This window comes from Pontibacter beigongshangensis, from assembly GCF_014332515.1.
Lineage (GTDB): Bacteria > Bacteroidota > Bacteroidia > Cytophagales > Hymenobacteraceae > Pontibacter > Pontibacter beigongshangensis.
Genome location: NZ_VFSD01000008.1, coordinates 23,191 through 46,628, shown reverse-complemented (window position 1 = coordinate 46,628; position 23,438 = coordinate 23,191). Strand labels below are relative to the sequence as shown.

Sequence of the window (23,438 nt, the reverse complement as noted above, 5' to 3'; positions counted from 1 at the left end):
CTCTTTTGTCTGCTTCAGGATCGAGTAAAATAGCAAGCATGTGCTGTAGACAATAACGCCTGCCGCCCGTGCATTAGTGTATGGGTGGAGTTTGCCCGCCTGTAACAGAAGTATGGAACCAACATGTACCAGAATAGTCACTTCCCTTCATAAGATATACACGCGAATCATTAAAATAACCAGGTTAACCAGGAAGATGCTTTCATCAAGGTTCAGACAAAAAAACTATTACCCCGCATCTATAATTTTCGTCTAAAAGCAGCTCTGCCTAATGCTGGGCAAGGGCCGATTTTATCATGATGAATTCCGTAATATTATCCAGGTTGATAACGCCGGCCAACTGACCGTTTTCGAGCACAGGGTAGAGGGGCACCTTTGTTTTCTGAAGCTCCGCATAGGCCTCCGACAGCTTATCGTGCACATCGAATGTTCGGACCTCGGTGGTCATAATGTTTGCTACAGGCTTCTGCATCTGATCGTTTTTGACGGCCTCTATAAGCTGCGCCCTGGTAAGTGTGCCGATTACCTGCCCCTGCTGCTCCACCACAAACTCATGTTCGGAGCCCTGCAGCAGCTTGCCCAGCGCATCGCGTACGGTATCGGCGGGCGAGAGCGCTACAAAATTGGTCATCATGCCTTCGCGTACGCGATGGCCTCTCAAAAAGTCGAGGTGCTGCACCATAATGTTTTCGGAGTGCGCGCCAAAAAACACAAAAATGCCGATCAGGATCAGGAAGGGGTTGTAAAAGAAACCGATAAACATAAAGAACATGGCCAGTAGTTGGCCCAGGTTAGCCGCTATCTGGGTAGCGCGCACCCGGCCAAGCTTAAAGGCCAGCAGCGCCCGCAGCACCCGCCCGCCATCCATCGGGAAGGCCGGAATAGCGTTGAAGAAAACCAGCATCAGGTTTACGAACAGCAGCAGGTACAGGAAGTTGGCAGGAGAGATGGGGGTTAAAAAGTCTTCGGAAGGCAGCTCGCGCAAGGGGGGCAGCACCAGGTACAGGATCAGGGCGATGACCACGTTTACGGCTGGCCCGGCAATGGCTATCAGCAGTTCCTGTTTCGGCTTTTTGGGCATTCGCTCCAGGCTGGCTACCCCACCGATGGGCAGCAGCGTGATCATTTTGGTGTCGATGCCGAACCGTTGGGCGGTAAGCGAATGCCCCAGCTCATGCAGCACCACACAGGCAAATATAGTGAGCACAAAGGCCACTGAGAGCAAGGTGGTGGCCATATCGCTGCCACGCCGCATCTCCGAAAAAACAATCCAGCCGATCAGGATGAGGAACGTCCAGTGCACCAGAATTTTGATGCCCGCTATTCTGCCTAAGTTTAGGGACCATTTCATACGCCAGTTGTATACTTAAATATCTTTGTAACGGGAGTTGAAAGCAAAAGGCTGCTTTAATTCAGCTGCACCTGTTCTGGCTTCAGAAGTAGTAACTGCTGGGTATCAATTATTAAAAGAATATGAGCCGCATCTCGAGGTATTCCACCTATTTCCTCCTTTTCAGGTTCTCAGATTTTTCTAATGTACCAATTATTTGAATTAAAAGGCCCCTCCGAACGAACTGCTGCTTTTGATGCTGCTATTGCTGCTGAGGTATATGTTGGGTGGGTTCAGTGTGGTGCAGGATGTTTTTTCTACCGTCTCTCATCGAACTTCTTAAAATTTGCCAGTTGCGGCAATTGCTGTACTTCCACCTGGTCTACCCGAGCCCGGCTGGGGCCCTTGTGTGCCCATTGCTCCAGCTGCTTCAGGGCTTCCGGGGTTCCCTGGGCCTCTATATACACGGTGCCGTCGGGTTCGTTCTGCACAAAGCCCGTCAGGCTCAGCTCCCGGGCCTTGTCTCTGGTGCTGGCCCTGAAAAACACGCCCTGCACTTTGCCATGTACCCGTAGGGCAATATGGCTGGTATGGTTGCTCATGGTAGGTGGTATGCTTCTGAGTTATGTTTACTCCTGAAAGAATGAACGGCAGATGCGGCCGCAGGTTTAACTGCCATTCATTCTTTATTCGGGCAATACTAAGCTGTAAAGAGTTCGCTGAGGTCGCGGCCGTTGTAGTTAAAATCCTCGCCCTTCTTAATCAGGTGCTGCGCGTATTTCTTTACAGAGTTAAATTCTTTATGAAAGCCAAACAGGAGCAGAGAACTGGCGCATTTGTGCAGCCTGATAGGCCAGTTATGCCAGGTTTGCGAAGGATCAGTGTTATTGATCAGCTCTTCTGCCTGCAGGTTCCAGCCCCAGGCCAGCATCAGCAGCTCTACGCCGCGCAGGTAATTTTCTATGTACTCAGGGTCCTGCTTCAGCTGCTGCACTTCCTCCTTCATTACGGTCCAGGTATAACCGTGGCTGCTGGGCTTTTCCACGGGAAACATCCACCAATCGTAGTGTGTGTTATGGAAGCGGTTCCAGGTGCGGGCAGTAGCCCATTGCTCAAATTGCTCCAGTTGCTCGGCCTGCTTTATTTTCAGGGCGGCTATGCCGGCAAAGGCAGGGTCTGTGTTTTTAGTCATGTCAGGTAAAAAAAGGTTAAAGTGTAAATTGATATCGGCCAGTTGTGGCGCAATCACTGGTTCAGCTTACAAATATCAGCATTCAGGGTAAAACTGCTTTGCGCTGTCGTGTTTTATTTTGCGCACCTATCTCATCATCAGAACTTGTTGAGCGCAGTGGCTGGCACTGCAAAAAAACTCTTTGCCCGTGCCGGCATCCGGCATCTCTAAAATATTTTGCATATTTAGAGTATACTGTGGCTGCCATCTTAGAGTATAAAGAGTATGTCGCTACTATTCAACGATTTTAAGACCTGGGAACAGCATTGCGCTGAAACCGGAGAGCTGCTTTACCAGCCCGTGCTGGCCTACGAGATAGAGCAAAAAGACCGCACGGAGGCCTTTATATGGGAAAACCTTGCCCGCGCGTACGATGTGATGAAGGAGGCGGTGCTGACAGGCCTGACAGACGACATGCGCTCCCGCTCCGGCATGGTGAACAACAGCGGCAAAAAAGTGGCCAACGCGGCTATAACGGTGCTGTCGGGGGAGTTCCGGATGCTGGTGGCGCGGGCGCTGAGTGCGAAGGAGGTGAACTCGTGTATGGGGCGTGTGGTGGCAGCTCCTACTGCCGGCGCATCGGGTATTTTGCCGGGCACGCTCACCACGCTGCAGGAGCTGCACCAGCTCCCTGACCGCAAAATACACGAAAGCCTGCTGGTGGCTGCCGGCATCGCCCTGATTATTGAGCAGAATGCCTCGCTGGCAGGTGCCGTGGGTGGCTGTCAGGCCGAAACGGGCAGTGCCGCAGCCATGGCTTCCGGGGCTATTGTGTACTGCCTGGGCGGAAACGTGGAGCAGGTGTTTACGGCCGTAGCCATTACCATACAATGTATGCTGGGCCTGGTGTGCGACCCGGTGGCGGGGCTGGTGGAGGTCCCTTGCATTGTGCGCAACGCCAGTGCGTCGGCTATCGCTTTTTCATCGGCGCAAATGGCACTTGCAGGTGTAAACGCTGTTATTCCGGTAGACCAGTGTGTGGCTGCGCTGGGCGAGGTAGGCGAGAGCATGGAGCGGCGCTACAAAGAGACAGCCGAAGGCGGCCTGGCCAACACGCCCAGAGCCCGCGAAATAGAAAAGCTGGTGCTGGTGCAGGATGTGGATATTCTGCCCGACGAACCGGACGAACCGTAGCGACAGACCTTATACCCATACAAAGCATCAGCTCCTCTTGCTATATGGCAGGAGGAGCTGATGCTTTATGATTCAGGCGTTAATTTACACAATGCTGATTTGCCGGGAGATGCTTTCTTCCAGCGATATCAGCGTTTCGGTACGGGATACGCCTGGTATGGCCTGCATTTTCTCGTTCAGTACTTCGCGAAGGTGTTTAGTGTCGCGGCATATCAGCTTTACAAACATGCTGTAGGAGCCGGTGGTGTAGTGCAACTCAACAATTTCGGGGATTTGCCGCATCAGTTCCTGGGCCTCTTTGTAGGCTGAGCCTTTCTCAAGGTACACCCCGATAAACGCGCAGATATCAAAACCGATAGCCGACGGGTTTATGAGCAGCTGAGATCCGGTTACAACACCCATTTCAGTCAGCTTTTTCATCCGTACGTGAATGGTGCCGCCGGATACGTTAAGTTCCTTCGCGATATCGGTGTAGGCACGGGTTACATCCTGCATGAGCAGCCGTAAAATCTGGCGGTCCAAATTATCAATTTCGTAATTCATATTGATCTAAAGCTTTTTTATGCTCTGCTTTTGATAAAATTCAGGCAAAAAGTATGGTGAAATTTTAATAATAAAAATAAAATTTGATATTTTGGTAAAAGTATACAAATTTTTGAAGCTAAAACAGGGCTTCTGTTACAAAATTGATAAAATTTCTCAAAAGTCGTTTTGCTGCTTTTCTGCACTAATTCACAAAACCTGGCAAGCTGCCGGAGCGCAGCCTGCTGTAACAAGCCTGAAGGGTGGAATTGACATCCTCCATTATGAAAAGGGAGCTTTCTTTGATAACTGCTGTTTATTCAACTAATTCCTTCGTGGCAGAGTGTCAAATTTCTTGGAATGAAACGACCATACTTTAAAGAGAACAAATTATACTTATTCGCCTAAACTCCCTCCCTCAAAATCTTTAATTCTCTGTCATCTTGGCGAGATCTTGTGGGAAAGATCCATCCCATCAGTTGTCCGAAATGCAGTGAGTAGATACGAATGCTATGGAAGGTAGTTGGTAGTAACTGGTAATACCTGCTGTATAACGTCAGGTGAGAAGTCAGAAATGAGTGCGGAAAGACATTGCCTGAAGAAGGTGTAAGCAGCAGCAGCTCCGGAGGGGGCTTTTTATTGGAATAATTTATCCGAGGTTGCCAAACTCCCGAAGCCGGTAGGGTGCAAAAACAAAAGCGCCTGCTGACAGGGTGCTGCAGCAGGCGCTTTCAAGCTATTTCTCTCGTTCTTTCCAGAGCTGGTTAAACGACTTTGGCGCTACATGCAGCGGCTCGCGACGTTTGCTCCAGGTATCTTTCAGCACATATTTCAGTACGAAATTTTTGATGCCGGCAGGGGCCAGGTTCAGCAGCTTCCGGTTTTTCATGGCTTTAGTCCAGAACTTAAAGGCAGTTTGCTCCTGCTTGTCGGCCATGCCCATTTCCACGCTTTGCTTGCGGTTGAGGAGGAGCAGGTTGTGGATGTTTATTTTAACGGGGCACACCGAGGTGCAGGCGCCGCAGAGAGAGCTGGCAAAGCTCAGGTGCTTGTTTTCGGCCATGCCGTTGAGGTGCGGCGTTATCACCGAGCCGATCGGGCCGCTGTAGGTGCTTTCGTAGGTGTGGCCGCCAATGTTTTTGTATACCGGGCACACGTTCAGGCAGGCGCCGCAACGAATACAGTTCAGGGCTTCGCGCTTCTCGGGCAGGGCCAGCAGTTCGGTGCGGCCATTGTCGAGCAGGATCACGTACATTTCGTCGGGGCCGTCGGTTTCCTGGGGTTGGCGCGGGCCGGTAAGCACCGTGTTGTATACCGTTACGTTCTGGCCGGTGCCGCTGGTGCTGAGCAGGGGCCAGAACAGGTCCAGGTCCATGATAGAAGGCAACATTTTTTCGATGCCCACAATGGCGATGTGCGTTTTAGGGAAGGTGGTGGAGAGCCTGCCGTTGCCCTCGTTTTCGGTAATGGCCACACCGCCCACATCAGCCAGCAGGAAGTTGCCGCCCGTAATGCCCACCTCTGCCGCAGTATACTTTTCGCGGAGCAGCTTGCGGGCCGTGAGCACCAGTTCCTGGGCATCTTCGGTGGGGGCAATCTTCAGCTTGCGCACAAACAGGTCGGCAATATCCTTCTTAGACATGTGCATGGCAGGCGTTACAATATGATACGGCCGCTGCTCAGCCAGCTGCACAATATACTCGCCCAAGTCGGTCTCCACTACCTCAATGCCATTCTTCTCCAGGAAATCGTTCATGTGGATCTCCTCGGTTATCATGGACTTCGATTTCACCACCGATCGGGCCCGCTTGCGCTTCATAATGTTGCCGATCTCGCGCAGGGCCTCGCTTGTGTCGCGGGCCCAGATCACCTTTCCGCCACGAGCCGTGAAGTTAGACTCAAACTCCATCAGGTACTTGTCGAGGTTGTTGATAACGGTGGTCTTTATAAACGACGCCCGCTCCCTGGCCAGTTCGTGGTCGGTGTACTGGGTGAGGCCGCGCTGCACAGCAGCGTTGTATTTGCCTATGTTAAACCGGATGGTTGCCCGGTGGTTCAGATCAAAAGATTTTGTCTCCGCATCCAGCAGAAACTGCTTTAATTTACTCATACAAACTTCTCCTACACTTTTTCCCAGGTAGTAACTTTATCAGGAACTCTCGACAAAGCGAAAATAATTTTAAAGATAACGAAAGAATACTTCTTCGCTATACCCTTCGCCGTACATATAAATAGTTTCAGCTGCCAATCAGCCTGTTAGCAACCACCATAACAGGCTCTGAAGACCAGGAAGCCGCTCGTAACAGTTCAAAGTCCGGGGGCAGCAACACCCGGCTTTGCTCCATGAGCCATGAAGCAGAACGGCGGCAAGTTTTTAAAATAAAGCTGGGCAACTTTGCCATTTTAAGAATTGCAAGCTCCGTGGTGCAAGTGCTTCTAAAGCTGAGAATTAAAAGAAAATGTGCGTGGTTGCGGCAGCAAGGCGGTTCTACGAGGTTCGGGAGCAATTATTTAAATGAAAAAGGCCCTCAGGAGCTGTTTCTGGCTGCTGTTGCTTAACCCTGTTGTTCGCCTACTGGCAAAGGCGCATTTGAAGAGAGCCTGAAAGAAAGCTGCCGGAGCTATATATTTTTTTGGATTATTTTTAATGAATGTTTGTTAGTGCAATTTTTTTTGTCCATCTTTAGCTCAAGAAGGTTGTTGAGTAAAGAGTTTAGTTTAGTTAGATTAGTTTTGGGTGCTTTATAAGCCGGGATGGTAAATCATCCCGGCTTATTAGCTTTGTAGGGGGATGGATAATTTGTCTGAACCTTGATGGAAAGGATTTTCCTGATTAACCTGATTTCAAATTATTAGAATGAAAATGCCCCTCCGGAGGCGCTGCTGCTGCTTTTGTCTGAATCTTTCTATAGGGCCCCTACCCCAAGGATTTTCAGGATATATGGATGAACAGGATTTTTTATTTATTGTTCTCTGAATCTTACGGATGCTGTACTTCCTGTTGGCCGAACCATTTCCAAATCTTCAAATTTAAAAATTAGCACATCAGCACATTAAAAAAATAGCACATTAATGCTACTACTGCTCCTGATAAAAACAAAAACCACGCTGGCCGGCAGCGTGGTTTTTGTTTGCAAATAGCCGGAAGCCTCCAGACTTAAAACTATTTCTTGTTGGAGTCTACCACAATGCGATTTTCGCGGTTGGCCAGCTCCCAGGTAACATGAAAAGCCAGGCGGGCTACTTTCTCGGCACTTTCAAAAATCATTTTATCAACTGAGTCTGTTACCTTGTGGTAATCGTCGTGCACGCCGTTGAAGTAGAATATGATTGGGATACCGTGCTTGGCGAAGTTATAGTGGTCGGAGCGGTAGTAGAAGCGGTTGGGGTCGTTCTCGTCGTTGTAAGTGTAGTCGAGCTTCAGGTTTACGTGCTGTCGGTTCACCTCCTCGTTTATCTGGTGCAGCTCCGACGAAAGTTTGTCGGCCCCGATTACATAGATGTAGTTGCTGTCGTTCGTTTTCTCATAAGTATAGTCCATGCGGCCGATCATGTCTATGTTGATGTTGGCCACTGTGTTGGCCAGCGGGAAAACCGGGTTGTCGGAGTAGTATTCTGAGCCGAGCAGGCCTTTTTCTTCGGCTGTTACGGCCATAAACAGGATGCTGCGGCGCGGACCAAAACCATCCTTCTTTGCCAGCGCAAAGGCTTCGGCCAGTTCTATTACCGCTACCGTGCCGGAGCCGTCGTCGTTGGCGCCGTTAAAGATCTGGTCGCCTGTCAGGGTTGTATCTTTGCCCACATGGTCGTAGTGAGCCGTTACTACAATAACTTCCTCTTTCTTGTCTGTCCCTTCAATAAAGCCCAGCACGTTTTCGGTCGGAATTGGCGCGTTGATTCGTTCTGTTTTCACCTTCACATTTTTGGTGGCAGTGAAAGTGGATGGGGTTGGTTTGCCCGCCTTTGCAACGGCTTTGGCGTAGTCCATCATTTTATCGGGTGTTGTTCCCAGCAGGGCTGCGCCCACCTGCGGCGAGATAAACAGGGTGGCGGCACTTGCCTGTGCACCTGCCTCTGCTGTGCTCCTCAGGCCAAGCGAGGGTCTGCCGTTGGCATGGCGGTAGCGGCTGGTGAGGCTGGTAAACTCATCGTTGCTGGCGCCTGTTACAATCAGCACGCTTTTGGCGCCGCGCCTGGCGGCGGCATTGCGCTTGGTACGGTAGTCGTTGCCCCAGTCGGATGATTTGCTGGTGCCGCTCAGGAGCATGTTGCCGTTGCTGCCTCTGGGCTCTCCGGCCAGTACCACCACCATTTTGCCGGTCACATCAAGGTTGGCGTAGTCGGAGTACTTAGCATCGTCTATGCCGTAGCCGGCAAATACCACGTCTACTGTTTGCTCCGTCTGGTACGGGGAGCTACCCAGCACAAAGAAATCCTGGCCCATCAGAAATTTCTGGTCGTTAACAGCAATGTAGCCTTCGCCCCATCGCGTCTGCTCCAGTTCAAACTGCTGGTAGTAAGGGTTGCTGCCTTCTTTTACCGGACCAGCCAGGCCATCTTCCTGAAATTCGCGGGCAATGTACTCGGCCGCCATTTTCTGGCCTTTGGAACCGGTGTCGCGGCCTTCGTACGCATCAGAAGCCAGAATGTGCAGGTGCTTTGAGAGGTCGGCAGACGTAACGGTAGATGCATAATCTGCAGCTTTTTCGCGAAGCCTGTCGGCATCGGTAACTGGGGCTGTGGTAGTGGCGCCTGGTGAGGTGCTGGAGGTGGTGGAGGCACAGCCAGCCGACAAGGCAGCGACGAGTGCATATACGTAAATCAGGTTATGCTTCATGTTGAGATGCAGGTGTTTGTAGTTGTAGTGTAAGGGGTGCTGTTGCAGTTAGTTTCACAGTTTAGAAATGAGCACAGTGGCAAAGGCGGCTACGCCTTCTTTTTTGCCCACAAAACCCAGGTGCTCGGTGGTGGTCGCCTTTATCGAGATGTCGTCTTCCGGAATGTTCATCACTTCGGCCAGGCAGGTTTTCATGGCCGGAATGTGCGGGTTTACTTTGGGTTCTTGTAGGCACACCGTAGAGTCGATGTTGCCGATTTCGTAGCCTTCGCGGGCAAGCAGTTGCACCACCTCCCTGAGCAGAATTTTGCTGTCGATGCCTTTGTATTGCGGGTCTTTGTCGGAAAAATGGAAGCCGATGTCGCGCATGTTGGCGGCACCGAGCAGGGCGTCGCAAATTACGTGTACCAGCACGTCGGCGTCGGAGTGGCCGAGGGCGCCATGGGTGTGCGGTATCTTAATGCCGCCTAGCCAGAAGTCGAGTCCTTCGTGCAGCTGGTGCACATCGTAGCCAAAGCCCGTTCTTATCTTCAGTTTCATGAATGGTATAATAGGTTATTGTATGCCCACCTACTTTGGGTGGGAGAGGGTAAATTTAGCCTAAAATGTGATGAGGTTGCCTTTTAAATTCAAAATCAGAAATTCAAAATTAGAAATTATAAATGGCAGAAAGGCCTGTTTTGATCTTTGTTCAGGTTGACCTAAATTTTAAGCAGGTGATAATTGTGGCTAAGCTGCCAGGCTGAGGTAACAACCAACATTTCTAATTTTAAATTTCTGATTTTTAATTTGTCGAAGCCCTAATCCCATTCAGGGGCGAAGTCTGGGGTTACCACGCGTCGGTTCTGTTCCTTTAGTTTGTCGACCTGTGCCATGTCGTCTGTAGTCAGCTCGAAGTCGAAAATCTGGAAGTTCGATTTCAGGTTGGCTTCATTGGAGGTGCGCGGCAAGGCCAGTACGTCCGGCTGCTGCATCATCCAGCGGAGCGCCACCTGGATTTCATTCTTGCCGTACTTTTCGCCGATCTCTTTCAGCTGTTGGTTGCCGATGATCTCGCCCTGTGCAATCGGGCTGTAGGCGGTGAGAGTGACATTTTTCTCGCGCAGGTAGCTATGGAGCTTCGTCTGGTCGATGAGCGGGTGGTATTCTACCTGGTTGGTGATGATGTCGGCACCCAGGGCCAGGGTCTGCTCCACCAGCTTTACCGGGAAATTGCTGACGCCGATGTGTTTGGTATAGCCTTTGTCGCGGGCCAGTTGCAATTGCTCCACACTCTCCTCCAGCGGAATTTCAGGGTTGGGCCAATGGATCAGGAGCAGGTCCACGTAATCAGTTTTGAGTTTGCGAAGGCTCTCCTCCACCGACGGCAGAAAGTCTTTTTTTGTGAGCTTATCGAACCACACTTTGGTGGTCAGGAAAATATTGTCGCGCGGTACGCCCGATGCTTTTATGGCACTGCCCACCGGCGATTCGTTCAGGTAAATCTGCGCGGTGTCTATGTGGCGGTAGCCTTCGGCTATGGCGGCTCCTACCATGCGGAGAGCTGTTTTTTCGTCTAAATATAAGGTGCCAAAGCCAAGCGCCGGGATCGCGGTGCCTTGTACATGAATGTGCTTCATAGTGAGTGTGTATAGTTCATCTGTTATTTTCAGGCGCGGCTATGGCTGGGGTTTATCCTCTCAATTTATCCAGCAGCTGGCTTGCCTGCACTGCTTCCTGCTGGCTCAGGGTATGAAATCGTTCCAGCAGCAGAGGAAAGCTTTCGTCTACTTGCCGTAGCTTCTCCAGTCCTGTTCCGGTAATACGTACTTCGATCATGCGCCGGTTGTCGGGGCAGATAATTCTGGTTACATGGCCTTTCTCAATGAGCTTATCTACCAGACGGGTCACGTTGGAGTTGCGGTCGGCCATGCGCTCCTGAATCTCGCCAAAACATACGGGCTCCGGGTGCCGGCCACGCAGAATCGTCAGGACGTTGTGTTGTTGCAGGGTCAGGTCCAGTTCCTTAAAGAAGGGCATTACCTGCTGGTTCACCCAGTTGTTTGTGAAAAGCAGGTTGGCGAGCAGACGGCGGTAATCATCCTGAAAATCGTTCTGATGGAGTTCGTCTTCTATCCGCATATGTAAATGGTATGAAGTGCAAATGTAGTTTTGTTGTTTGTATGTACAAATGTTTGGCGTGAAAAGTTTAGGGAAGTTAGGACGCCGGGGGTTGACAAGCCGCATGGTTTAGTGGGGCAGTGCAGCTGGAAGGCCTTTTTCATTAGAATAATCGGGTTCATGTGCTGATGTGCTAATTATTCAATTTGAAAATTTGAAGATTTTAGAGTGGTTCTAACGAATAGGAAGTACAGAATCAGTAAGGTTCAGAAACCAAAAGGTCGAAACAATCTGAACATTCTTTAATTCTGTAAATTCCTGGGTAGGGGGCCTATTTAAAGATTCAGACAATAACAGAAGCACCATTAGCAGACATACGGTCATCTGGAAGGCCATTTCTATTAGAATAATCAGCGATTAGATTAATGAGCAATCCTTTTCATCCTCTCATCCTGTGAATCCTGATTCAGACAACAAGTTTAGCATCTAACAAGAGCAGCAGCAAATACCTCCGGAAGGCCATTTCCATTCGAATAATCTGCAATCAGGTTAATCAGGAAAATCCTTTCCATCAAGGTTCAGACAAAAAAAGCAGCTACAGATTCACCTGCAGCTGCCTTCGTTAAAATAATAATCAGCGTTTACTTATACGGCTTCCGCCTGTTCGGCTTTCTTCTCGGCCTTATAATAAAGGGTAGAGCAGTTGTTCGGGTCCAGCACCTGTTTGGCAAGGCGCTGAATATCTGCCGGCCTTACGGCCTGCACTTTCTCCCCTTCCTGGTTAATCAGGTTAGCGTCGCCGAGGAGTTTGCTGTAGGCCAGGTTCATGGCGCGGTTCAGCAGTTCAATTTCCGAATACACAATGCTGGTCTCGGCCTGGTTTTTTACTTTATTTAGCTCTTTCTCATCAATGAGATTGTCCATGAGTTGCTGGTTAATGGCCTCTATGGCGGCATTTGCCTCCTGCAGGTCCACGCCCTCGTTTAGCTTGCCCTGGATAATGAGCAGGCCCTGCTCTACAGACCCTGACACAGATGCGGTAATGGAGTTGAACAGTTTCTGCTCTTTCACCAGCTCGTTGTACAGCCGTGACGATTTGCCCCGGCCCAGGATATCGCTTACCAGGTCGGCGGCGTAGTAGTCTTGGTGGGTGCGGGCAGGCATGTGGTAGGCTTTGTAAATGGCATTGAGCGGTACATCGGCCGATGTCTCCAGCACGCGCGGTTCGGTTTGCTCTGGCTCCACGGGCAGGTTCCGCTCGTATTTGGTGCCCGACGGAATAGGGCCAAACCATTTCTCGGTCAGCTCCTTGGCCCGCTCAAAGGTAACGTTGCCTGCCACTACCAGAATGGCGTTGGCCGGAGAATAGTGTTTTTTGAAAAAAGCCTTCACAATGTCCATGGTGGCATTCTCGATGTGCGATATTTCCTTGCCGATGGTCGCCCACTTGTACGGGTGCTGCTGGTAAGCGAGCGGGCGCAGCTTCAGCCACACGTCGCCGTAGGGCTGGTTGAGGTAATTTTGCTTAAACTCCTCTACCACCACCTTACGCTGCACCTCAAGCCCATTTTCGCTGAAGGCCAGCTCCAGCATGCGGTCCGACTCCAGCCAGAAACCGGTTTCTATGTTCTGGGCCGGCAGCGAGAGGTAGTAGTTGGTAATATCGGGGCTGGTGAAGGCGTTGTTCTCGCCCCCAACCCGCTGCAGTGGCTCGTCATATACCGGAATATTTTTGGAGCCGCTGAACATCAGGTGCTCAAACAGGTGCGCAAAGCCGGTATGCTGCTCGTCTTCGTCGCGGGAGCCTACGTTGTAGAGCACGTTGAGCACGGCCATCGGCGTACTATGATCTTCGTGCACAATTACCTGCAGGCCATTATCAAGTGTAAATTCTTTATATTCTATCATGTTTCTTTAAATATTAGATGCTAGATTTTAGATGATAGACAACAGACTTTAAGGATCCAGTAATCTTTTTCTTTGGCTTCAAAAGAGTTAAGGAAAAACAGCTATGTCCAGGCAGCACTTACTTTCTTTACTTAAAGTCTAACGTCTGGTATCTACTATCTAACATCTATTAAGAGCAAAATTAAAAAAACGCGCCATATTTTCAGGGTTTAGGCTAATAGATTAACTTGCCAGAATATAACGAAGTTTTGGTTTTTGCAGATGAATTTCAATCGTAAAGAATATACCGACGACGAGTTGCTGGCCCTCTACAAGGCTATACTTAAGCCCCGGATGATCGAGGAGCGAATGCTAGTACTGCTGCGGCAGGGCAAGGTGAGCAAGTGGTTTTCGGGCATTGGCCAGGAGGCGATATCGGTAGGGGCCACGCTGGCACTGGAACCAGACGAGTATATACTGCCGCTGCACCGCAACCTGGGCGTTTTTACCAGTCGTCAGGTGCCGCTGGACAGGCTGTTTGCGCAGTTTCAGGGCAAGAAAACGGGCTTTACCAAGGGCAGGGACCGCTCTTTCCATTTCGGCTCCAACGAACACCATATTGTGGGCATGATCTCGCACCTGGGGCCGCAGCTGGCCTTGGCCGATGGCATAGCGCTGGCCGACCTGCTGGAGCAGAAAGAGCGGGTAACGCTGGTGTTCAGCGGCGACGGTGGTGCTTCGGAGGGAGATTTCCATGAGGCGCTGAATGTGGCGGCGGTATGGGGCTTGCCTGTTATTTTCATGATCGAGAACAACGGCTATGGCCTCTCCACGCCCAATAGCGAACAATTTAAATTCCGACATTTTACCGACAAAGGCCCGGCCTACGGCATAGATGCCCTGCAGATAGACGGCAACAACGTGGTAGAGGTGTTCGACACGGTGCGGCAGGCGGCCGACAGCATCCGGAAGAGCCCGCGGCCTATCCTGATAGAAGCCGTTACCTTCAGGATGCGCGGGCATGAAGAGGCCTCGGGTACCAAATACGTGCCGCAGGAGCTGTTTGAGAAATGGGTGAAAAAAGACCCGGTGGTAACCTTTGAACAATACCTGCTCGAGGAGCTGGTGCTGACGCAGAAGACCTTGGACAGCATACGGGAAGAGATAAAGCAGGAAATTGAGCAGGCCCTGGAAACTGCCGGCGCCACGCCACTGCCTGAAGCAGACCAGCAGGAAGAGCTGACCGACATGTACAAGCCCTTTGAGCAGCAGGTGGTAGCCCCGACATCCGATGCCCGAACCGAGAAGCGCTTTGTAGACGCCATCTCGGATGCCCTGCGCCAAAGCATGGAGCGCCACCCGGAACTTGTGCTCATGGGACAGGACATTGCCGAATATGGTGGCGTGTTTAAAGTAACCGAAGGCTTTGTGGAAACCTTTGGCAAAGACCGTGTGCGCAACACTCCACTTTGCGAGTCGGCTATACTGGGCGTTGGCCTGGGCATGTCGGTGCGCGGCAAAAAGAGTATGGTGGAGATGCAGTTTGCCGATTTTGTGAGCAGCGGTTTCAGCCAGATAATCAATAACCTGGCCAAGAGCCATTACCGCTGGGGGCAGCACGCCGATGTGGTGGTGCGGATGCCAACAGGGGCAGGAGCAGCCGCAGGGCCGTTTCACTCGCAGAGCAACGAGGCATGGTTTGTGCATACGCCTGGCTTGAAAGTGGTGTACCCTTCGTCGCCTTACGATGCCAAAGGTTTGCTCAATGCGGCCATAGAAGACCCGAACCCGGTCATGTATTTCGAGCACAAGCTGCTGTACCGGGCCGTGTCGCAGGAGATTCCGGACGATTACTATACCATTGAAATAGGCAAGGCAAATTTAGTGGCTTCCGGCGACGATCTTTCGATAATTACGTATGGCATGGGAGTACACTGGGCCAGGCAGCTGCAGCAGGAAATGACTGATGCCAGTTTCGACATACTGGACCTGCGTTCGCTGCTGCCCTGGGACAAAGAAGCCGTGCGGGAGACCGTGGCCAAGACAGGCCGCGTACTCATACTGCATGAAGACACGCTTACCGGGGGGATAGGAGGCGAAATAGCCGCCTGGATTGCCGAAAACTGCTTTGAACTGCTCGACGGCCCCGTTACCCGCGTAGCCAGCCTCGACACGGCTGTGCCATTCTCTCCGCCGCTGGAGCAGGAGTTTCTGCCAAAGCAGCGGCTTCGCCAGAAAGTGGAGGCCGTACTGAATTTTTAAATGAAAATAGAAGCATATGTTTAAGCCAAAATTTTTGCTGCTGATAGTCCTCCTGCTAACGCTGGCTACCAGCCCCGCCTGCCAGCGAAAGGGCCTGAAGTGCCCGAAACCAGGTAAATCGAGTGCTACTGTTGGCGGAGGGGGTAAGAGTATAGAGGGCGTTAAAGTGCAGACAGATAAAAATGGCTTGGTAAAGAAAAAAAAGTTCTTAAAAGTTTTATAGTTTAAAGCCTGCGCCTTAAATTTCAGCAATACTCAATAGGAGGGTTGGCATATGAGAACCAGAAGGTCTGAATTATTTGTATCTGTAACAAAGCTGCTGCTAAGTTTGCTCCTGATCCTGCTGGTGCCGGCTCTGGCAACAGCACAGATCAGCTATGGGACATCTGCTTTTCAGAAGGAGGATGAGAAAATGGCGGAGCAACAAAAAAAGCGGATGGAAACCATTTATCTGGATACCCACCTCGATGTGCGCGGTCCCGCCAGAAACAAAGACAAGACTGGTCGCCAGAAAATTATTCGAACTGAAAAGCGTAAACTCCGGTTCAATAAGAGAGGGGAGGCCGTGAAACGCAGGCACCTCAATAACAGCGAGCATCCTACCCTCGTTGAAAGGATTTTTAATTAAAAAAAGAAAATATTATGAATTGGCATCCACTTACAAGTGCAGAGCAGTTAGAAAATGTAATAGAAGAGTCGAAAAGCGCACCAGTGGTCATTTTTAAGCATAGTACCACCTGCTCCATAAGCGCCACCGCCAAAAGCAGGCTGGAGCGCCAATGGGAAAAAGCTGGTGTGGAGCACGTGAAGCCCTACTACCTCGATTTGTTGCGGTACCGGCCCGTGTCTAACGAGATAGCGGAGGTTTTGCAGGTAAGGCATGAGTCGCCGCAGTTGCTGCTGGTGCAGGATGGGGTTTGCACCTACAATGCCTCGCACCTGGGCATTAACCTGGATGCCTTAAAGAAAAAAGTAACGGCGTAGAAATACTAAAACAGCTTCTACGCCGGTTGTTCTCTTACTGGTACTGAAACTGAATGGATTGTTTCAGGTCAGGGTGCAGGCTCAGGGCTACCGGACAGGTGCGGGCTGCGTTTTCGAGCATGGCCTTCTCTTTGTCGGAGTAATTTACGGCAGGCATTCTGAAGTGAACTACCACCTCTCCAATCCGACGTGGCTCGGCGGCCATTATTTTGGTGATATCTATCTCCATGCCCTCTATATCGATGCCGGTGCGGTCTGACAGAATGCCCATAATGGTCATCATGCAGCTGCCAAGTGCGGCACAAACCAGATCTGTAGGAGAAAAAGCCTCTCCTTTTCCGTTGTTATCTACCGGAGCATCGGTTATAACAGTGGTGCCGGAGGCCAGGTGCTGCGCAGCGGTGCGAAGGCTGCCTTTATAAATGCTTTGGATGGTTGCCATGGTGCTAACTATAAGTTTGATAAGATCGTAAATTTAGATAGTTTTAGATAAATATAAATAGAAGAAGGTGGTAAGATGCCTCATCATTATTTTAGCTGTTGCCCTGGGGCTAACGTCTCAGGCAGTGGCGCAAACAGACGACGACTTCAGCAACGAGTTGAGTTATGGTATTAACTTCAACTCAAACGGTGGCCTGATAGGCGGCGTATTTATACGCTCCTCTCACTTTAAGCGTGAGCGGCTATACCGGTTCTGGGCCGTAGAGATGGTGGAAGTAAAGCACCCGAAAGAGACCCGCTGGTACAGCATAAACACCGGCGATTTTTTTATTTATGGCAAGCAGAACTACCTGTATGTAGTAAGGCCGCAGTATGGGGTAGAGTATACCCTTTTCAGAAAAGCGGCAGAGTCGGGGGTGCAGGTAAATGCCGTTGGTGCCATTGGCCCCTCCCTGGGTTTGCAGGTGCCTTACTATATCCGGTATAATTACAGCCAGGGCGGTGTTGAGGATGTGCGTACCGAGCAGTACAACCCCGTCATACACGGCGACAGAAACAGTATTTATGGCAGTTCCAATGTGTTTACAGGGCTCGGCGAAACCAGCCTGACCACCGGTCTGCATTTTAAGGCCGGTCTTAGCTTCGAGTACGGCCGCTACCGCGAGAACGTGACAGGCATTGAAGTCGGTTTCCTGGTGGAGCATTATTTTAAAAGACCTGTCATCATTCCTGACGCACAGAATCTCAATACTTTCCCCTCTGTTTACCTCAACATCTATTACGGCACGCGGAAGTAAAGTTTTGGTTGAGCAATTGATTTAGACCAGGACTTTGTTATGCCTGAGATCTGCTGCTGGTTTCTATACCGGCCCAAGTACTTTTCTCACCAGATTATTTCAATAAAATCGGCCCTCCCGAGGGTTTTGCTGCTCCTGCTGCTTGTCTGAACCTTGATTTTAAGGATTTGGTTGATTACCCCTGATTTTAAATTATCCGAATGAAACTGCCCCTCCGGAGCTACTCTTTACAGAGATAAAGGACGCAGGACATAAGACACAAGACCATTTTAAGAATGAAAACTTGATCCTGCCTACAAGGAAATACGCAACTCATTTTCAAATCTTCAAATCAAAAAAATAGCACATCAGCACATTAAACCATTAGCACATTAAACCAATTATTCCAATCAAAACGCCCCTCCGGAGCCTTTGGTTTTGCTGCCGCCGCCACTGCAGGTCCTGTGCCTTTCCTGTTTCAGATTTATTTTCCTGCATCCCGGTATTAAATCTGGGGAAATGGCTAATGTGTTAACGCAGAACTTCCTATCTTTGTACTATGGATGAACTATTGACGCTTCCGGTTATACAGCCTGATGCAGCGGCAGAGGGGCTGAACGCTTTAGGGAAACCACGCAAGCCTAACTGGCTGCGTGTAAAGCTGCCGGTTGGGAAGGAATACGCAAAAGTAAGAAGCATAGTAGACGAATATAAGCTGCACACCATCTGCGAAAGCGGCAATTGCCCCAACATGGGCGAGTGCTGGGGAGCAGGTACGGCTACCTTTATGATTCTGGGCAATGTGTGCACCCGCAGCTGCTCCTTCTGCGCGGTGGCCACCGGCCGCCCGAATGAGTACGATACAGATGAGCCGAGGCGAGTAGCAGAGGCCATTCAGCTAATGGGCGTAAAGCATGCCGTTATCACCTCCGTAAACCGCGACGAACTGAAAGACCGTGGCGCTGCCATCTGGCACGAAACGGTACGCATGGTAAAGGAGCTATCGCCAACCACGACCATCGAAACCCTGATTCCGGATGTAAAAGCGAACTGGGACGCCCTGATCACGATGATCTCGCCGGGCCAGGAAGTAGTGTCGCACAACATGGAAACGGTGAAAGAGCTGTACCGCCGCGTTAGGCCACAGGCCAAGTACGAGCGCAGCCTGGAACAGACACGCCGCACCAAAGAATATGGCAAACGCACCAAAACAGGCATTATGCTGGGGCTGGGCGAAACAAAAGACCAGGTATACCAGGCCATGGACGACCTGGCTGCCAACGGCTGCGACATTCTCACGCTGGGCCAGTACCTGCAGCCCACTAAAATGCACCTGGAAGTAGCAGAGTTTATTCACCCCGACCTCTTTGCGCATTACCGCGAAGAAGGTCTGAGCCGTGGTATTAAGTATGTGGAGTCAGGCCCTCTGGTTCGCTCTTCTTACCACGCCGAACGCCACGTTAATGTGTGAGGCTTCTTGGCCCCAGTGGTTGTTATGCCAACGTTAAATAACTAATGCGTGCAGATTTTTTTTGATAAATATCTGCATGTGTTCAAAATATAGTTGTCCAAAAAGGGCTACCCCGGAAAAATAGGGTAGCCCTTTTTATGTGGCGCTAACACCTGTTAAATAGTTAAAGTGTAAACACCTTTCTTTCAGATGCTTTCTGTTGGTAATGTCCTGCCGATATGCAGGTAACATAGGTAAGGTTTATAAAAGCACTCAAGGCCACCTGTCCGCTAAATGTTCAATAAATGGCACTTATTCATCAGGGAAACAGGCTGTTGCAGCAAAACAATATGAAATAAATATTTAATCTTTTTTATATTTTTGAAATATAATACAATTATGTTTGTAAAATGTTTCCAAAGAGTGAGTGCTATAATGTGAAGCTTTTTTAAGGCGAAAAATATTGTTTTATGGTTATTAAAGTGCTTTTATGCACCTTGTTATATAATATTTCATTTATTTAAAACTTACTCATGATTTTTTAAGTAAATGGAACCGGTGCAATATATTAATATAAATATATAGAACTCTGTTGATTTTAATTTAGATAATTTATATGCTTAAATTTTTTACTCTTTTATGTACTTCCCTGTCACTAGTCCTACAAGTAGGTTACGCCCAAACAGAGTCTATTTTAGGAAATGCAGGTAATTATTCTGTGTTGGCAGCTACAGAAGTTACCAATACCGGCACTACCAGTGTGGGTGGCAACCTGGGCATTCATCCCGGTAACCGGATAGTTGATCCGGGAAATGGGCTGGTTGTTTCTGGTGTTAGGGAGCTTGGGTCTAATACAGCAGCAAATGCACAGGCTGTTGCACAGCAGGCTTACGAGGAGCTTTCTGCAAGGCCGGTTACCAGGCAGTTGGGCAATGTAATTGGCAAAAAGCAGATTTTAACGCCCGGGGTTTACTACATACCCGGAAACGCAACCCTGACGGATATCCTGATCCTGGATGGGCAGCTGAGTTTTGACTCTCAGTTCATCTTTATCATAGACGGCGACTTTGCGTCCACTTCTCCGGCCTCGCCAGGAACTACCAGCGCCGGCGTGCTCCCGCAGAACGGAACACAGGCAAAGAACATCCTGTGGGTTGTAAAAGGTAAAGCCGATATCGGGGTATCTACATTACTGATGGGCAGCATTGTGGCGCAGGAAAGTGTTACGCTCCGTTCCGGGGCCAGCCTCATCGGCAGCGCCATATCCTTAAACAGTAGCGTAAACCTGAACAATAACAACATCTACCTCACCACTATTGTTTTTGCTAACCTTGGCGTAACCAAAGTGGCACAGCCCGCAGAGGGCCGCTACACCGTTGGCGGTACAGTTACCTATGTTATTACGGCACGTAACAGCGGCGAAGGCTCCGGTACTGCTACCAATGTGCGTGTAAGCGAACAGTTTCCCAGTACCCTTGAATTTGTAAACGCTACGCCATCTAAAGGAACATACGACCCGCAAACAAATGTATGGCTTGTGGGAGACATAGAAGCAGAGACATCGGCCACGCTCACCATTACCTTCAAGATTCTGGCAGCCGGTAACCTGGTCAACAATGTGGTGGTTATTTCCGACACGCCGGATCCTGACCCGGAAGATGACGAAGATGAAGATCCTATTGTCGTGATATGTACAAATCCGGACCTGACCATCACGGGGGATGCCTCTTTCTGCCCGGGGGTTACTTCCTTAAACTATACAGTAACGGAGGTAGTAGGCGGTACTTATGCCTATGAAGTAACAGGTGGGCTATCAATTTTGTCACAGACCGGCAATAAAGTAGTAGTAGGGCCTGGTGCCGGTTTAACAGGAGGAACCTTAACCGTGCGCGTAACAGACCAGTGCGGCGACACCTACACTGCCACACAAACCATCGGGCTGTTAAGCGCTGTTCCAACTGCCCCAACTGTTAGCGGGCCAGCAGCCATATGCGCTAATGGCGAAGCCACCTATACCATAACGGGCGCCAGTGCAGACTTAACCTACGCCTGGGCTGTTACCGGCGGGTTACAATTAGTGAACAGCACTGGCAGTACCGTTACTGTTAGAGCAGGCAGCACCGGCGGCACCTTAACAGTGATGGCCAGCAACAGCTGTTTGCTCACGAGCCCTCCTGCCACTACCACCATTGCCATTACAACACCGCTTGCCGCTGTAGGTGCCATCGAGGGACCTGCCGCCATCTGTGCGGGGAGCGAGGCAACTTATGCTGTGCCTGCCCTTGCTGGTGCGGAATATGCCTGGGACTATTCGGGCAACTGGACGGTGTTAGGCCAGGAAACAGTAAACGGCCGTCAACAGATTCGTGTACGCTTTGATGCCGCAACTACCGGCTCGCTTACGCTCACCGCTACCAACTCCTGCGGAGAAATTTCTGCCACGCCTGTTACCGTAGTTGTTTCGGCCGGCGCACCTGCCGCACCCGGAGCTATTTCGGCAGGTGGCGGCGCCTGTATCGGAGAGCAGCTTACTTACAGCATCAGCCCGGTTAGCAATGCCGCGAGCTACGAGTGGAGCGTGACCGGCACAGACTGGGCAATTAACGGTGATAATACGGGCACTTCTGTTACCGCTACAGCAGGCAGCGGTGCCGGTGTTGTCTCGGTAAGAGCAATTAACGGCTGCGGCGAGAGCACCTTTACTACCTTAAATGTTACGGCATCAGAATCATTGGGTGCAGTAGGAACCGTAGCAGGGCCAGCCTCGAGCTGTGCGGGAACTACCGGCCTGCAGTACTCCATAGGTGCTGTAGCAAGAGCTTCTAGCTACAATTGGTCTGTTCCTGCCGGCTGGGTTATTACCGCTGGCCAGGGAACAAACAGCATTACCGTAACAACAGGAACAGCCAATGGCGCCGTTTCGGTGGTTGTGGCTAACGCCTGCGGCGCAGGAGAAGCTACGCAAAATGTTACGGCTGTGCCGCCAGTGACCGCAGCGAACATTGCCGACAACAGCGACATCTGTAATGGCCTTAGCTATAGCGTCAGCCCGGTTGCCGGAACTACTTCTTATACTTGGAGCGTACCGAATGGCTTTACTATTCTTTCTGGCCAGGGAACTGCCTCTATCCGGGTGCGGGCCGATTCGCCGAATGCCTTTGGGGATGTAACGCTGGTAACCAGCAACGGCGTTTGCGATGCCCCTCTAGTTAGAACTGCCATAGACCTGGCCCGTGCTGATGGAGCACTGGAGTTTCCGAAAGCCTTTAGCCCGAATGGCGATGGCATTAACGATAACTGGGCTGTCTCCAATATCACCAAATACGCAAACCAGGTAACGCTGTTTAACCGATGGGGATCGGAGGTTTACCGCAAAACCAATTACCAGAACGACTGGAATGGCAATGGCCTGGAAGCGGGAACATACTTCTACAGAGTAAGCGTGCAGCAGTGCGATAATACCAGCCGGGAATATACGGGCTATGTCATGATCTTCCGATAGGCTCAGAGGTGATAATAATATAATACGAATCAGAATATGAAATTACTTTATACGCTGCTGGCCCTTCTGCTGACGTTTGTGGCAAGTGCCCAGCAAAACCCACAGTACTCGCAATACATTTTTAACAGCATGGCCATTAACCCGGCTTATACCGGGAGCAAGCAGGTGCTTAACTTCAATGCTTTTCACCGCTCTCAATGGGCATCGGTGGAGGGAGCACCCACTACCAGCAGCCTGCTCGTAGATGGGCTGGTGGCCAAAAATAGACTTGGTGTGGGCCTGGATATTTCCCGAGATAAGATTGGGGCACTCACAAACCTCTCGGCTTATGCCAATGTGGCGGCCAGGGTGCCACTAAGTGAGGGGGCTACCCTAAGTTTAGGGGTGGCACCGGGCTTCATACAGCGTTCTATGAACGGCAACGAATTAGGGATTATGGATGATCCGTCGATTCCGACAGGAAACCAGACAGCCCTGCAACCAGACGTGAAACTGGGGATGTATTTTAACACGAGCCGTTTCTACGCCGGAGTGTCGGCCTCTAACCTGCTGCAGTTTAGCGATAACATGGCCCTGACCACCCACAGGCACTATTTCTTCACCTCCGGCTACGTATTCGACCTGAGCAGCTCCCTGAAGTTTAAGCCAAGCGTACTCGTGAAAGAAGACTTTAACGCGCCCGCCAACGTGGACCTGAATGCTTTTCTGCTGATTAAAGAGATTTTGTGGCTGGGCAGCTCCTACCGCACCAGCATGAACCTCTTCAACGACAACCCTGCAACAGATGCCCGCAACAGAACAGCTGTGGCGCTGATCGGAGAACTTCATGTAAACAGATCATTCAGGCTGGGGTATGCTTATGATGTAATGCTGAATGATTTCAGAGGAGTTAGCACGCACGAGATCTCGGTAGGGTATTACCTGTTCGGGAAAAAAGATGCTCCTATGCTCACCCCTCAATACTTTTAATTTTTAGCATCAG

General features: G+C 50.5%; 19 protein-coding genes. 8 read left to right on the top strand and 11 right to left on the bottom strand.

What is annotated here, in order from left to right; genetic code table 11:
• Window positions 1–268: 268 nt before the first annotated feature.
• The 3 genes from FJM74_RS08435 to FJM74_RS08425 form a co-directional block, all read right to left on the bottom strand.
• On the bottom strand, window positions 269–1,351 hold the full coding sequence (locus tag FJM74_RS08435) for a site-2 protease family protein (protein ID WP_187262159.1): 1,083 nt from the start codon (window positions 1,349–1,351) through the stop codon (window positions 269–271).
• A 296-nt stretch (window positions 1,352–1,647) separates the two neighbouring features.
• The gene (locus FJM74_RS08430; protein WP_187262158.1) at window positions 1,648–1,932 is read right to left on the bottom strand and encodes an acylphosphatase; all 285 of its coding nucleotides are present in this window, start codon (window positions 1,930–1,932) and stop codon (window positions 1,648–1,650) included.
• Between the two features lie 98 nt (window positions 1,933–2,030).
• The gene (locus FJM74_RS08425; protein WP_187262157.1) at window positions 2,031–2,522 is read right to left on the bottom strand and encodes a hypothetical protein; all 492 of its coding nucleotides are present in this window, start codon (window positions 2,520–2,522) and stop codon (window positions 2,031–2,033) included.
• Window positions 2,523–2,786: 264 nt separating this feature from the next.
• Here FJM74_RS08425 and sdaAA point away from each other — a divergent pair, with 264 nt between their 5' ends.
• Window positions 2,787–3,695 carry an L-serine ammonia-lyase, iron-sulfur-dependent, subunit alpha gene (gene sdaAA / locus FJM74_RS08420; protein WP_187262156.1) on the top strand — a complete coding sequence of 303 codons (909 nt, stop codon included), beginning with the start codon at window positions 2,787–2,789 and terminating at the stop codon, window positions 3,693–3,695.
• Between the two features lie 84 nt (window positions 3,696–3,779).
• Here sdaAA and FJM74_RS08415 read toward each other — a convergent pair whose 3' ends face one another.
• The 7 genes from FJM74_RS08415 to FJM74_RS08385 form a co-directional block, all read right to left on the bottom strand.
• Entirely contained in the window at window positions 3,780–4,238 is a 459-nt protein-coding gene (locus FJM74_RS08415; RefSeq protein WP_187262155.1) for an Lrp/AsnC ligand binding domain-containing protein, read from the bottom strand.
• A gap of 715 nt (window positions 4,239–4,953) precedes the next feature.
• Window positions 4,954–6,327 carry a LutB/LldF family L-lactate oxidation iron-sulfur protein gene (locus tag FJM74_RS08410; RefSeq protein ID WP_187262154.1) on the bottom strand — a complete coding sequence of 458 codons (1,374 nt, stop codon included), beginning with the start codon at window positions 6,325–6,327 and terminating at the stop codon, window positions 4,954–4,956.
• 1,053 nt (window positions 6,328–7,380) lie between these two features.
• Window positions 7,381–9,054 (bottom strand): M28 family peptidase, encoded by a 1,674-nt coding sequence (locus FJM74_RS08405; protein ID WP_187262153.1) that lies wholly within the window; start codon window positions 9,052–9,054, stop codon window positions 7,381–7,383.
• A 54-nt stretch (window positions 9,055–9,108) separates the two neighbouring features.
• A complete protein-coding gene (gene ispF / locus FJM74_RS08400; RefSeq protein WP_187262152.1) occupies window positions 9,109–9,594 on the bottom strand; it encodes a 2-C-methyl-D-erythritol 2,4-cyclodiphosphate synthase in 486 nt (161 codons plus the stop codon).
• A 260-nt stretch (window positions 9,595–9,854) separates the two neighbouring features.
• A complete protein-coding gene (locus FJM74_RS08395; RefSeq protein ID WP_187262151.1) occupies window positions 9,855–10,673 on the bottom strand; it encodes an aldo/keto reductase in 819 nt (272 codons plus the stop codon).
• A 52-nt stretch (window positions 10,674–10,725) separates the two neighbouring features.
• On the bottom strand, window positions 10,726–11,175 hold the full coding sequence (locus FJM74_RS08390; RefSeq protein WP_187262150.1) for a MarR family winged helix-turn-helix transcriptional regulator: 450 nt from the start codon (window positions 11,173–11,175) through the stop codon (window positions 10,726–10,728).
• 624 nt (window positions 11,176–11,799) lie between these two features.
• Entirely contained in the window at window positions 11,800–13,062 is a 1,263-nt protein-coding gene (locus FJM74_RS08385) for a M16 family metallopeptidase (RefSeq protein ID WP_187262149.1), read from the bottom strand.
• 261 nt (window positions 13,063–13,323) lie between these two features.
• Here FJM74_RS08385 and FJM74_RS08380 point away from each other — a divergent pair, with 261 nt between their 5' ends.
• The 3 genes from FJM74_RS08380 (at window position 13,324) to ytxJ (ending at window position 16,287) form a co-directional block, all read left to right on the top strand.
• Window positions 13,324–15,303, top strand: coding sequence for an alpha-ketoacid dehydrogenase subunit alpha/beta (locus tag FJM74_RS08380; protein WP_187262148.1), 1,980 nt, complete (start codon window positions 13,324–13,326; stop codon window positions 15,301–15,303).
• A 274-nt stretch (window positions 15,304–15,577) separates the two neighbouring features.
• A complete protein-coding gene (locus FJM74_RS08375) occupies window positions 15,578–15,931 on the top strand; it encodes a hypothetical protein (protein ID WP_187262147.1) in 354 nt (117 codons plus the stop codon).
• Window positions 15,932–15,945: 14 nt separating this feature from the next.
• Entirely contained in the window at window positions 15,946–16,287 is a 342-nt protein-coding gene (ytxJ, locus tag FJM74_RS08370; RefSeq protein WP_187262146.1) for a bacillithiol system redox-active protein YtxJ, read from the top strand.
• A 34-nt stretch (window positions 16,288–16,321) separates the two neighbouring features.
• Here the strand turns inward: ytxJ and FJM74_RS08365 are convergent, their stop codons facing one another.
• The gene (locus FJM74_RS08365) at window positions 16,322–16,729 is read right to left on the bottom strand and encodes an OsmC family protein (RefSeq protein WP_187262145.1); all 408 of its coding nucleotides are present in this window, start codon (window positions 16,727–16,729) and stop codon (window positions 16,322–16,324) included.
• Between the two features lie 67 nt (window positions 16,730–16,796).
• Between FJM74_RS08365 and FJM74_RS08360 the strand changes: the two genes are divergently transcribed.
• The 4 genes from FJM74_RS08360 (at window position 16,797) to FJM74_RS08345 (ending at window position 23,425) form a co-directional block, all read left to right on the top strand.
• On the top strand, window positions 16,797–17,525 hold the full coding sequence (locus FJM74_RS08360; RefSeq protein WP_317175545.1) for a hypothetical protein: 729 nt from the start codon (window positions 16,797–16,799) through the stop codon (window positions 17,523–17,525).
• 538 nt (window positions 17,526–18,063) lie between these two features.
• Entirely contained in the window at window positions 18,064–18,975 is a 912-nt protein-coding gene (lipA, locus tag FJM74_RS08355; RefSeq protein WP_241739008.1) for a lipoyl synthase, read from the top strand.
• A 697-nt stretch (window positions 18,976–19,672) separates the two neighbouring features.
• On the top strand, window positions 19,673–22,456 hold the full coding sequence (locus tag FJM74_RS08350; RefSeq protein ID WP_187262144.1) for an ice-binding family protein: 2,784 nt from the start codon (window positions 19,673–19,675) through the stop codon (window positions 22,454–22,456).
• A 36-nt stretch (window positions 22,457–22,492) separates the two neighbouring features.
• Entirely contained in the window at window positions 22,493–23,425 is a 933-nt protein-coding gene (locus tag FJM74_RS08345; protein WP_187262143.1) for a PorP/SprF family type IX secretion system membrane protein, read from the top strand.
• Window positions 23,426–23,438: the final 13 nt, after the last annotated feature.

Bases quoted from the DNA above. Each gene is read 5' to 3' on its own strand.
- FJM74_RS08435 (WP_187262159.1), bottom strand. From the start codon at position 1,351: ATGAAATGGTCCCTAAACTTAGGCAGAATAGCGGGCATCAAAATTCTG.
- FJM74_RS08430 (WP_187262158.1), bottom strand. From the start codon at position 1,932: ATGAGCAACCATACCAGCCATATTGCCCTACGGGTACATGGCAAAGTG.
- FJM74_RS08425 (WP_187262157.1), bottom strand. From the start codon at position 2,522: ATGACTAAAAACACAGACCCTGCCTTTGCCGGCATAGCCGCCCTGAAA.
- sdaAA (WP_187262156.1), top strand. From the start codon at position 2,787: ATGTCGCTACTATTCAACGATTTTAAGACCTGGGAACAGCATTGCGCT.
- FJM74_RS08415 (WP_187262155.1), bottom strand. From the start codon at position 4,238: ATGAATTACGAAATTGATAATTTGGACCGCCAGATTTTACGGCTGCTC.
- FJM74_RS08410 (WP_187262154.1), bottom strand. From the start codon at position 6,327: ATGAGTAAATTAAAGCAGTTTCTGCTGGATGCGGAGACAAAATCTTTT.
- FJM74_RS08405 (WP_187262153.1), bottom strand. From the start codon at position 9,054: ATGAAGCATAACCTGATTTACGTATATGCACTCGTCGCTGCCTTGTCG.
- ispF (WP_187262152.1), bottom strand. From the start codon at position 9,594: ATGAAACTGAAGATAAGAACGGGCTTTGGCTACGATGTGCACCAGCTG.
- FJM74_RS08395 (WP_187262151.1), bottom strand. From the start codon at position 10,673: ATGAAGCACATTCATGTACAAGGCACCGCGATCCCGGCGCTTGGCTTT.
- FJM74_RS08390 (WP_187262150.1), bottom strand. From the start codon at position 11,175: ATGCGGATAGAAGACGAACTCCATCAGAACGATTTTCAGGATGATTAC.
- FJM74_RS08385 (WP_187262149.1), bottom strand. From the start codon at position 13,062: ATGATAGAATATAAAGAATTTACACTTGATAATGGCCTGCAGGTAATT.
- FJM74_RS08380 (WP_187262148.1), top strand. From the start codon at position 13,324: ATGAATTTCAATCGTAAAGAATATACCGACGACGAGTTGCTGGCCCTC.
- FJM74_RS08375 (WP_187262147.1), top strand. From the start codon at position 15,578: ATGAGAACCAGAAGGTCTGAATTATTTGTATCTGTAACAAAGCTGCTG.
- ytxJ (WP_187262146.1), top strand. From the start codon at position 15,946: ATGAATTGGCATCCACTTACAAGTGCAGAGCAGTTAGAAAATGTAATA.
- FJM74_RS08365 (WP_187262145.1), bottom strand. From the start codon at position 16,729: ATGGCAACCATCCAAAGCATTTATAAAGGCAGCCTTCGCACCGCTGCG.
- lipA (WP_241739008.1), top strand. From the start codon at position 18,064: ATGGATGAACTATTGACGCTTCCGGTTATACAGCCTGATGCAGCGGCA.
- FJM74_RS08345 (WP_187262143.1), top strand. From the start codon at position 22,493: ATGAAATTACTTTATACGCTGCTGGCCCTTCTGCTGACGTTTGTGGCA.